The 9,665-nt window shown below is 56.0% G+C and carries 10 protein-coding genes; 4 read left to right on the top strand and 6 right to left on the bottom strand.

Translation table 11 applies throughout. The features are described 5' to 3' along the window. The coding region (locus HMPREF9538_RS13030) for a molybdopterin dinucleotide binding domain-containing protein (RefSeq protein WP_009485200.1) at positions 1 to 473 on the top strand (473 nt) is incomplete at its 5' end. Between the two features lie 107 nt (positions 474 to 580). On the opposite strand, the gene HMPREF9538_RS13035 is transcribed toward HMPREF9538_RS13030, so the two are convergent. Beyond that, positions 581 to 1,123 (bottom strand): 1,2-dihydroxy-3-keto-5-methylthiopentene dioxygenase, encoded by a 543-nt coding sequence (locus HMPREF9538_RS13035; RefSeq protein ID WP_009485199.1) that lies wholly within the window; start codon positions 1,121 to 1,123, stop codon positions 581 to 583. Beyond that, positions 1,120 to 1,809 (bottom strand): acireductone synthase, encoded by a 690-nt coding sequence (gene mtnC / locus HMPREF9538_RS13040; protein WP_004179015.1) that lies wholly within the window; start codon positions 1,807 to 1,809, stop codon positions 1,120 to 1,122. The genes HMPREF9538_RS13035 and mtnC overlap by 4 nt, the downstream gene beginning before the upstream one ends. Before the next feature lie 141 nt (positions 1,810 to 1,950). Between mtnC and HMPREF9538_RS13045 the strand changes: the two genes are divergently transcribed. Next, entirely contained in the window at positions 1,951 to 3,096 is a 1,146-nt protein-coding gene (locus HMPREF9538_RS13045; protein ID WP_020316693.1) for a pyridoxal phosphate-dependent aminotransferase, read from the top strand. Here HMPREF9538_RS13045 and HMPREF9538_RS13050 read toward each other — a convergent pair whose 3' ends face one another. The 4 genes from HMPREF9538_RS13050 to dsbG form a co-directional block, all read right to left on the bottom strand. Next, the gene (locus HMPREF9538_RS13050) at positions 3,097 to 3,723 is read right to left on the bottom strand and encodes an IbrB-like domain-containing protein (protein ID WP_004212613.1); all 627 of its coding nucleotides are present in this window, start codon (positions 3,721 to 3,723) and stop codon (positions 3,097 to 3,099) included. Continuing rightward, positions 3,708 to 4,931 (bottom strand): phosphoadenosine phosphosulfate reductase, encoded by a 1,224-nt coding sequence (locus HMPREF9538_RS13055; RefSeq protein ID WP_002894369.1) that lies wholly within the window; start codon positions 4,929 to 4,931, stop codon positions 3,708 to 3,710. Before HMPREF9538_RS13055 ends, HMPREF9538_RS13050 begins: the two co-directional genes overlap by 16 nt. A 110-nt stretch (positions 4,932 to 5,041) precedes the next feature. Then, positions 5,042 to 5,974, bottom strand: coding sequence for a DNA-binding transcriptional repressor CitR (gene citR, locus HMPREF9538_RS13060; RefSeq protein ID WP_009485195.1), 933 nt, complete (start codon positions 5,972 to 5,974; stop codon positions 5,042 to 5,044). A 180-nt stretch (positions 5,975 to 6,154) separates the two neighbouring features. After that, complete coding sequence (gene dsbG, locus HMPREF9538_RS13065; protein ID WP_009485194.1) at positions 6,155 to 6,904, bottom strand: thiol:disulfide interchange protein DsbG; 750 nt, start codon at positions 6,902 to 6,904, stop codon at positions 6,155 to 6,157. A gap of 411 nt (positions 6,905 to 7,315) precedes the next feature. On the opposite strand from dsbG, the gene ahpC reads away from it, so the two are divergent. Continuing rightward, entirely contained in the window at positions 7,316 to 7,879 is a 564-nt protein-coding gene (gene ahpC, locus HMPREF9538_RS13070) for an alkyl hydroperoxide reductase subunit C (RefSeq protein ID WP_009485193.1), read from the top strand. A 187-nt stretch (positions 7,880 to 8,066) separates the two neighbouring features. Then, on the top strand, positions 8,067 to 9,632 hold the full coding sequence (ahpF, locus tag HMPREF9538_RS13075; protein WP_002894398.1) for an alkyl hydroperoxide reductase subunit F: 1,566 nt from the start codon (positions 8,067 to 8,069) through the stop codon (positions 9,630 to 9,632). The last annotated feature ends 33 nt before the right edge of the window (positions 9,633 to 9,665 follow it).

Here is a 9,665-nt window from a genome sequence, read left to right as displayed (position 1 = left end):
CCCGCCAGCGGCAGGAGGCGGCGCGCTGGCCGCTTCATCTGCTCTCCAGCCAGCCGCGCGCCCGCCTGCACAGTCAGTACGACCACGGCAGCGTCAGCCGGGCGACGAAAGTTCAGGGACGCGAGCCGCTGTGGATGCATCCGAGCGATGCGCAGGGAAGGGATATCCGCGAAGGCAGCGTGGTGAAAGTCTATAACGACCGCGGGGCGATTCTGGCGGGGGTGCACCTGAGCGAGCAGATTTTGCCCGGCGTGGTACAGATGTCCACCGGCGCCTGGTATGACCCGCTGGATCCGAAGGAAGAACGGTCGCTCGATAAGCACGGTAATCCCAACGTATTAACCGAGGATCGCGGCAGTTCGCGCCTGGGACAGGGCTGTAGCGCCCAGAGCTGCTGGGTGGAGATCGCCCCGTGGCGAGAGGAGCTGCCGCCGATCACCGCCTTTGATCCGCCGAAGTTTATTGAAGTTTAGGCGTTGTCGCTCGCCGGCGGCGGGGCGGGTAGCCCGGAGAAGGCGCGGTATGCGCCGCCTCCGGCAAAGCCCGCGCCTGGCGGTTTTAGACTGACGACAGTTTGACGTTACGCCAGCCGCGGGTAGGCGCTGGCGATATCGTCGCCGGTAAACTGAGCGATCCAGCCTTCCGGGTTATCAAAAATGCGGATGGCGGTGAAGTTCGGTTCTGAACCCATATCAAACCAGTGCGGAGTGTGGGCGGGAACCGAAATCAGATCGTTCTTTTCGCACAGCACCTGGAACACCTCGTCGCCAATGTGCAGGCAAAACAGGCCAGCGCCCTCGACAAAAAACCGCACCTCGTCTTCGCCATGGGTGTGCTCGTTCAGGAACTTTTCCCGCAGCGCCTCTTTTTGCGGGTTATCGGCGCGCAGGCTGATGACGTCCCAGCTCTGGTAGCCCTTTTCGGCGACCAGTTTATCAATCGCATGCTGATAGGCGGCAATCACCGTTTCCGGGCTGGGATTTGCGCCGAGGTCGCGGTCGGCCTGCCAGCGCTCGAAACGGACGCCTTTGGCGTTAAGCTGCGCCTGAATCGCTTTGGCGTCGGTGCTGTGCCAGACCGGCGTTTGCGGATCGGTCACGGAAAAAAGAGTTAATGCGCTCATGCTGGGATCTGCTCCGGATGAATGTCGTCAAAACGCTGAACCTGAGGGTGATGGCTCGCCGGGTCGCGGTCGCCGCGAACCAGCTGCACAGTGCGCAAACCCGCGGCCTCGGCGGCATCAAGTTCCTGATGGATATCCGACAGAAACAGGATGGTGCCAGGGGCATGGCCCAGGTGTTCAGCAATGTTACGGTAGGACTGCACCTCACGTTTGGCGCCTACCAGGGTATCGAAATAGCCCGTGAACAGATGAGTAATATCACCTTCATCGCTGTAGCCAAATAACAATTTCTGCGCAGCCACCGAGCCTGAGGAATATACATACAGATCAATACCCTGCGCTTTCCATTGCTCCAGCGCCGGCAGTACGTCCGGGTAGAGATGGCCGGTAAAGTCGCCGTTGAGATAGCCGTCGCGCCAGATGATCCCCTGCAGCGCCTTCAGCGCCGTGGATTTACGGTCTTCATCCATAAAGGCGAAGAGGGTAGTGATAAGGTCGGCGGTGCTGGCGGCGGGGGCGTCTGTTTCGCGGCGCAGGTTGTCGAGAATGGTTTTAACCGGTTCAGCGTGCTGCTGAGCGGTCACAAAGCCGGCCAGTCGTTCGCGGGCGTAGGGGAACAGCACGTTATGCACGAAGCGGATATCGCTGGTGGTGCCTTCTATGTCGGTCACGATGGCGCGGATCATGGTTTCTCCAGAGTGGGCGTAGCGTGGAATAACATTAGCATTTAGACGTCTAAGCGTCTTGATTGCCAAATATTAACATCGTGTTATAGTGGCTTCAACAACAGCATTACAATCGGTATAAAAAGAATGAACAATAACCCCTTGATTCCAGAGAGTAAACTTCCTGCGCTCGGCACCACGATTTTTACCCAGATGAGCGCCCTGGCCCAGCAGCATCAGGCCATAAACCTGTCCCAGGGCTTTCCCGATTTTGACGGCCCGCGCTATCTTCAGGAGCGTCTGGCGTACCACGTGGCGCAGGGGGCGAATCAGTACGCCCCGATGACCGGCGTGCCGGCGCTGCGCGAGGCGATCGCCGGGAAGACGGCGGAGCTGTATGGTTACCAGCCCGACGTTAACAGCGAGATCACGGTCACCGCCGGCGCGACGGAGGCCCTGTATGCGGCGATCACCGCCCTGGTGCGCCGCGGCGACGAGGTGATCTGTTTCGATCCCAGCTATGACAGCTACGCCCCCGCGGTGGCGCTGGCCGGCGGCGAGTTACGTCGTATTGCGCTGCAGCCGCCGCATTTTCGCGTCGACTGGCGGCAATTTGCCGCCGCCCTGAGCGAGAAAACCCGGCTGGTGATCCTCAACACCCCGCACAACCCTTCGGCCACCGTCTGGCAGCGCAAGGATTTTGCCGCCCTGTGGCAGGCGATCGCCGAACGCGAGATCTATGTCCTGAGCGATGAAGTCTATGAGCATATCTGCTTTGCTGAGGGCGGCCACGCCAGCGTACTGGCGCATCCACAGCTGCGCGAGCGGGCGGTGGCGGTCTCTTCGTTTGGCAAAACCTTTCATATGACCGGCTGGAAGGTCGGCTACTGCGTGGCCCCGGCGGCCATCAGCGCCGAACTGCGCAAGGTGCACCAGTATCTGACCTTCTCGGTGAATACCCCGGCGCAGCTGGCGATCGCCGACATGCTGCGCGAAGCGCCGGAGCATTATCGTGAGCTGCCGGCGTTTTATCGGGAACGTCGCGATCTGTTTATTGAAGCGCTGCGCCCAAGCCGGCTGGAAATCCTGCCCTGTGAAGGGACCTATTTCCTGCTGGCGGACTACAGCGCCATCTCCGATCTTGACGATGTCAGCTTCTGCCGCTGGTTGACCACTGAGATCGGCGTGGCGGCGATCCCGCTCTCCGTCTTCTGCGCCGATCCGTTCCCGCACAAGCTGATCCGCTTGTGCTTCGCCAAACAGCCGGCGACTCTGCTGGCTGCGGCGGCGCGTTTGTGCCAGCTGTAGTTACTTAATCGTCCACGCCTGGGAGAACTGGCGGCCGGCGAACATCTCTGTCAGGCCGCTAATTTGCTTCAGACGCAGCACTTCATCGGCATCCATCCCCAGCTCTTTGCCGATTTTCTGCGGCGTCCAGCCGAGCCGGGTCAGCTCGCGGACGATCTCTGACATGGCGTGGATTTGGTGGCGACCGCGCGCCCGGTTATGGCGTATGGTCGCTGCCATCAGCCCGTCACGCGAGGCAGCTTCACTCGTCAGGCAGGTCACCGGCAAATAGCCTTTTAGCGTTTTTTTCAGCGCGGCTTTGCTGCAGGCCAGCTCATGGCGGTGAAAACCATCGACAATCGTATACGCCTGTGGGCGTTGCTGGATGACGACGACCGGCTGGGTAAAGCCGTCGGCCTCCAGCGACGTTTGCAGCAGACGCTTCTCCGGCGGCGCCACGTTATTCGGGTTGTAATCGTTGGGGGCGACCAGCTCCTGTTTGACCCACAGCACGCAGTCGACGGGCTGCGAGCGGAAGGGGCTGTAGTGGTGGAGCACCTGGCGAAACGCGTTGATAGCCTCAATGCGCGCCTCGTCATCCAGCTTTTGCAGGTAAGCTTCCAGCGCCTGCGTCAGTTGTTGTTGCATAATATCCCCCATTGTTGGCGATGTTTTTCCATGCGTTTACGGTAGCGCTGATAGTGGCTGCTTTTGGTTGGGCTAAACGAAAGCTGACGGCACCAGTAATCGTTATTGAGCAGTACTTTGCAGACTCGCCGCCAGGATGGGATATCTTTGGTGCCAATGTCCGCAGGTTGGGTATCCGGAATATCCTCCATACCTTTTTTCTGGTACCAGCGCAGGTAGACGGCGATTTTATTGCGGTAGTGCTCGGCGGTGGTTTCCGGCATGCTGTCGAGCAGGAACAGGGCGTAGCTTTTCCACGTCAGGTGGTCGGGCTTGTCGATTTTCCGATGACCGTAGAACTGATTATCATGCCCGGCATAGACCCCGCCGCTGTGCGCGCCGCTCACTCGCTGGCACATCGCGGCCCAGCGCTCAGGTTCCAGCACGTGATACAGCCACAGCCCCTGGCGCTGCTCGGGACCAAACGGTTCGCAAATGCGCATATAGCGCAGCGGCACCCCGGCCTGATACATCAGATCGTACAACGGGTTATAGGGCTCGCCGCTTTTGGCAAACCAGGTCCAGATATCGGCGGTTTTCCAGTCATAGAGCGGGTAGATGTACCAGGCATGGCCGCCCGGCGCTGAAGTGGTCCATGGTTTATCGTCGGCGAAGCGCTGTTTACGCTGTGAAGAAATCGTCATAAAGCGATTTAGCGATTCGTCGGCGCGAATGCCCACCAGCACGGCGGCGGGACGACGCTGCGAAAACCACTCGGCGAAGTGGCTGACGAAGGCTTCAAAGCTCATTCCGGGTTGATAAAATGAAAAATAGCCCGGGTGGGTAATGGCCCAGGGCGGCGGCTGGCGTACCCACTCGGTTCCGGGCTCCCAGCATTGCCATTGCGGCTTATACTGCGTCAGGGCATTTTGGGTGGTGAGCGGCAGGGCGACCCAGTAAAAGGTTTCGATAACATCCGCATACAGCGCACGCAGTTTTTCACAGTGGGCGATGGTGCAGGAGAACTGCGCTTCCCAGTCAATAAACAACACGCAGATTTTTTTCCCCTGTAACCGCGCCGCCTGGGCGGTTAAATGCAGCATAACGGTGGAGTCTTTTCCCCCGGAAAAAGAGACACAGATGCGCGAAAAATTATCCATGACCCACTGGATCCGCTGCTCAGTTGCCTGCAGCACCGATTCCGGTAAGGGATATTTAATAAACGACATGACCATTAATCCTTTAATAGTAGAAAATTCCCGTTAGCTCAGTATAAACGATGAGGGGTAGGAAATTAATGATCGATTATTGTTTCTGGCAGCGGGGGAACAGAAGGGCGTTATTCGCTGTGATTAAATTTGGGCCGTGATGCCTCTCGATCATTCATTAATATGGTGATTAATTCAGTTAAAAAATGATTTTGCGAAGATGCATGGTGGTAATTAATGTAGATCGTGATATCCGGAAAAAGATTATCTATGTTGATGGCGTGAAGCTGCATAGTGGGTGAGATAAAGTCATATAAATAGGAAGGCAAAAAGCCAATTAAGTCGGTTTTATTAATTATGTTAAGAATGGTCATAAAAGAGTCGCTGCGAAAGGCAATATTGCGCGGATTCAGCCAGGCGATGCTGCTTTGCTGCACGCGCTGAATAACGGGATCGTTGGTAATATAGTGAGTGAAAAACTCCTGCGCCAGTGACTCTACCGAGGTAAGCGTTTCGCGTCGCGGATGGCCCGCCCGGCAAACCGCCAGCGTCTGCACCGTCTGATAGGGCTGACAGATCGTGGTGCGGTTGGTAATGGGCATGCGGGTGAACACCAGGTCCGCCTGGCGATACGCCAGCAGCTCCTCAGCCGATTCGGTGGTGGTCAGGTTATGGTGCTCAATTTGCAAGTTCGCCTGATGACAGAGCTGGTTAATCATAACGTGGCTATTGACTGAACAGAACAGCGGGGGGCCATATATCACAATACGTTTACGCAGTTCTGAGCGATTATTAAGATTGATGGTTTTTTCCAGCTGCTCCAGATTTTGCTGTAGATGATAATGAAGATTGACGCAGGCGGTGGTGGGCGTCATTCCTTTGCCAACACGAACAAATAGCGGATCGTTTAACTGCTGGCGCAGACGCTGCAACGACTGACTCACCGCTGAGGGGGTGATAAATAACATCGCCGCCGCTTTGCTGATGCTCAAATGTTGATAGATACATTCGAAAATAACCAATAAATTCAAATCGAACTTTTTCAGATCGTAAAGATTTGCCATTAATGCAGTCCTGTTTATTACCGGTGCGGATTATAATATTCTTAATGATAATGTTTTGTGGCTTAATATTTGCGGTGTGAATTTAACTATTGGCAAATACAGTTAAGTTCTGCTTAATATATCTTATCGTCGACAGTGGCGCCAGCGGTCGCTTCCGCCAGGCGCCATTGCGGGATGGAATTACTCTTTTTCACCCATCATAATATGCAGTTTCTCTTTATCCGGTAGGCCGACCACCTGCTGCAGCATATTATCTTTATTCATATAATAAATCGCCGGCGTCACGTTGGCTCCCAGATCGTCCATCAGCTGCTGGTTGACGTTGAGCATTTTCATTTTCTCCGGCGGAATAACTTTCGGGATCGTCAGAGCCATTTTCCCATTCGATTGCTCGTAATCATGCCAGGTTTTCGCCGGATCGTTGCTGGCGAGAATCGCCGCGGCGGTGGCCGGGCTCTCCGGCTTGATCACCCCCACCAGCAGAGTGCGGATCTGCACTTTACCGGCCTCTACCCAGGGGCGGGATTGCTGCCAGAACTGTTTGCAGTAGGGACAGAAGGGATCGGCAAAGACATACAGCACGATAGGGGCGTCCTTGCGACCATCCTGCAGCCAGTGGGCGCTGGCCATCTTCTTCCACATCTCTTGTCCCGCCGGGGTATAGAGTTCTTTCTGAAACAGCTGCTCGCTGAGGTTGCTGCCGTTCTCATCATACATATAGCCGGAGATCGCGTGTTTACCATCCGGCGTTAGGTAGATGGCGACCCCCATGTCCTGGTATTTGCCCAGCCAGCCTTTCATTCCCCCCGGCGCCTCAAAGGGTTTTATAATGGTAATGCCCTGTTTTTCAATCGCTTTTACCGGAGCGGGGAGTTCCTCCGCATGGCTGCATAACGGCAAAAGGCTGAGTAACAGCAGACGCTTTAACATAAGTATTCCTTGTAAAATCAGCAGGAAAGGGCAAAACGATTGTCGAACCTATCACAGTCATAGGCAAGATCAGCAGAATGACGGATTGCCCTTTGCTGGCGTGGGTGATGTAATACTGGATGCTGTTACATTAAGGTAATGTAGAGCGCAACACATAGCCAGTCTGACTGGCGCTGAACCTACCCTCGGGTATTTCAGGTAACGGGGCCGCCTGAAAAGGTGGCCTTTTTACTTTTGTCGCGGCAAATGATGCGAAAAACAGCGATTAGCGCTGAACGCGTCGACAGGTTCACAGAGTTGTCTTGTTCCGGTTGTTAGATAACGCTTATTGATTCGATAATGTAAACGCATTGGTCGGGTCAGGAAAAATTCGTTAACTTAGACCTCAACGAAAACACGGAGGAAGTATAGATGTCCTTAATTAACACCAAAATCAAACCGTTCAAAAACCAGGCATTCAAAAATGGTGAATTCATCGAAGTCACCGAGAAAGACACCGAAGGCCGCTGGAGCGTCTTCTTCTTCTATCCGGCTGACTTCACCTTCGTCTGCCCGACCGAACTGGGCGACGTGGCTGACCATTACGAAGAACTGCAGAAGCTGGGCGTAGACGTTTACTCTGTGTCTACCGATACCCACTTCACCCACAAAGCGTGGCACACCAGCTCTGAAACCATCGCCAAAATCAAATATGCGATGATCGGCGACCCGACTGGCGCCCTGACCCGTAACTTCGACAACATGCGTGAAGATGAAGGTCTGGCTGACCGCGCTACCTTCGTCGTTGACCCGCAGGGTATCATCCAGGCGATCGAAGTTACCGCTGAAGGTATCGGCCGTGATGCGTCTGACCTGCTGCGTAAAATCAAAGCGGCGCAGTACGTTGCGTCTCACCCAGGCGAAGTCTGCCCGGCGAAATGGAAAGAAGGCGAAGCGACGCTGGCTCCTTCTTTAGATCTGGTTGGTAAGATCTAAGTCTGTTTGTGCCCGGCGGCGCTACGCTTGCACGGGCCTACAACATCGTAGGCCGGGTAAACGGCGTGCCACCCGGCAATCAATGGGCGCTTTCGCGCCCATTTTATTCCAACACCATGATGCAAGCGCATTCAGGCAGCCTGACGAGGCCGCTTGCATGATGATGTTTTAAGCCCAGGAGATAACAATGCTCGACACCAACATGAAAACCCAGCTCAAGGCCTACCTTGAGAAGCTGACCAAGCCTGTTGAGCTGATTGCCACGCTGGATGACAGCGCTAAATCGGCAGAAATCAAGGAACTGTTGGCTGAAATCGCTGAACTGTCAGACAAAGTCACCTTTAAAGAAGACAACACGCTCGCGGTACGTAAGCCCTCGTTCCTGATTACTAACCCAGGTTCCGACCAGGGCCCGCGTTTTGCAGGCTCGCCGCTGGGCCACGAGTTTACCTCGCTGGTGCTGGCGCTGCTGTGGACCGGCGGTCATCCGTCGAAAGAGGCCCAGTCGCTGCTGGAGCAGATCCGCGATATTGATGGCGATTTCGAATTCGAAACCTACTATTCGCTCTCCTGTCATAACTGCCCGGACGTGGTCCAGGCCCTGAACCTGATGGCGGTGCTCAACCCGCGCATCAAACACACGGCGATTGACGGCGGGACCTTCCAGAATGAGATCACCGAGCGTAACGTCATGGGCGTGCCAGCGGTGTTCATGAACGGTCAGGAGTTTGGTCAGGGACGGATGACGCTGACTGAAATCGTCGCCAAAGTGGATACCGGTGCGGAAAAACGCGCAGCGGAAGAGCTGAATCAGCGTGACGCTTACGATGTACTGATCGTTGGCTCCGGCCCGTCCGGCGCGGCGGCGGCGGTCTACTCTGCACGTAAAGGGATTCGTACCGGCCTGATGGGCGAACGCTTCGGCGGCCAGGTGCTGGATACCGTGGATATCGAAAACTATATTTCGGTGCCGAAAACCGAAGGCCAGAAGCTGGCAGGCGCGCTGAAAGCGCACGTCAATGACTATAACGTCGACGTGATCGACTCCCAGAGCGCGACCAAACTGACGCCGGCGGCGACAGAGGGCGGCCTGCATCAGATCGAAACCGCCTCCGGCGCGGTGCTCAAGGCGCGTAGCGTCATCATCGCCACCGGGGCGAAATGGCGCAATATGAACGTGCCGGGCGAAGATCAGTATCGCACCAAGGGCGTGACCTACTGCCCTCACTGCGATGGTCCGCTGTTTAAGGGCAAACGCGTAGCGGTAATCGGCGGCGGGAACTCCGGCGTGGAAGCCGCCATTGACCTGGCGGGCGTCGTAGAGCATGTGACCCTGCTGGAGTTTGCCCCAGAGATGAAAGCCGACCAGGTGTTGCAGGATAAAGTCCGCAGCCTGAAGAATGTCGACATCATTCTTAATGCGCAGACCACGGAAGTGAAAGGCGATGGCAGCAAAGTCACCGGCCTGCAGTATCGTGACCGGGTGAGCGGCGATGAGCATCATATCGCGCTGGCGGGGATCTTCGTCCAGATTGGCCTGCTGCCTAACACCACCTGGCTGGAAGGCGCCGTTGAGCGCAACCGCATGGGCGAGATCATCATCGATGCGAAGTGCGAAACCAACGTCAAAGGCGTGTTCGCCGCGGGCGATTGCACCACCGTGCCGTACAAACAGATTATTATCGCGGCAGGGGAAGGGGCAAAAGCGTCGCTGAGCGCTTTCGACTACCTGATCCGCACGAAAACCGCATAACAAGTCAGACAATAGACCTGCATAACAAAGAGG

It is taken from the genome of Klebsiella sp. MS 92-3 (assembly GCF_000195655.1).
Classification (GTDB): domain Bacteria; phylum Pseudomonadota; class Gammaproteobacteria; order Enterobacterales; family Enterobacteriaceae; genus Klebsiella; species Klebsiella pneumoniae.
Note: the sequence above shows the minus strand (reverse complement) of the source record. Positions and strands in the feature narration are given on the sequence as shown.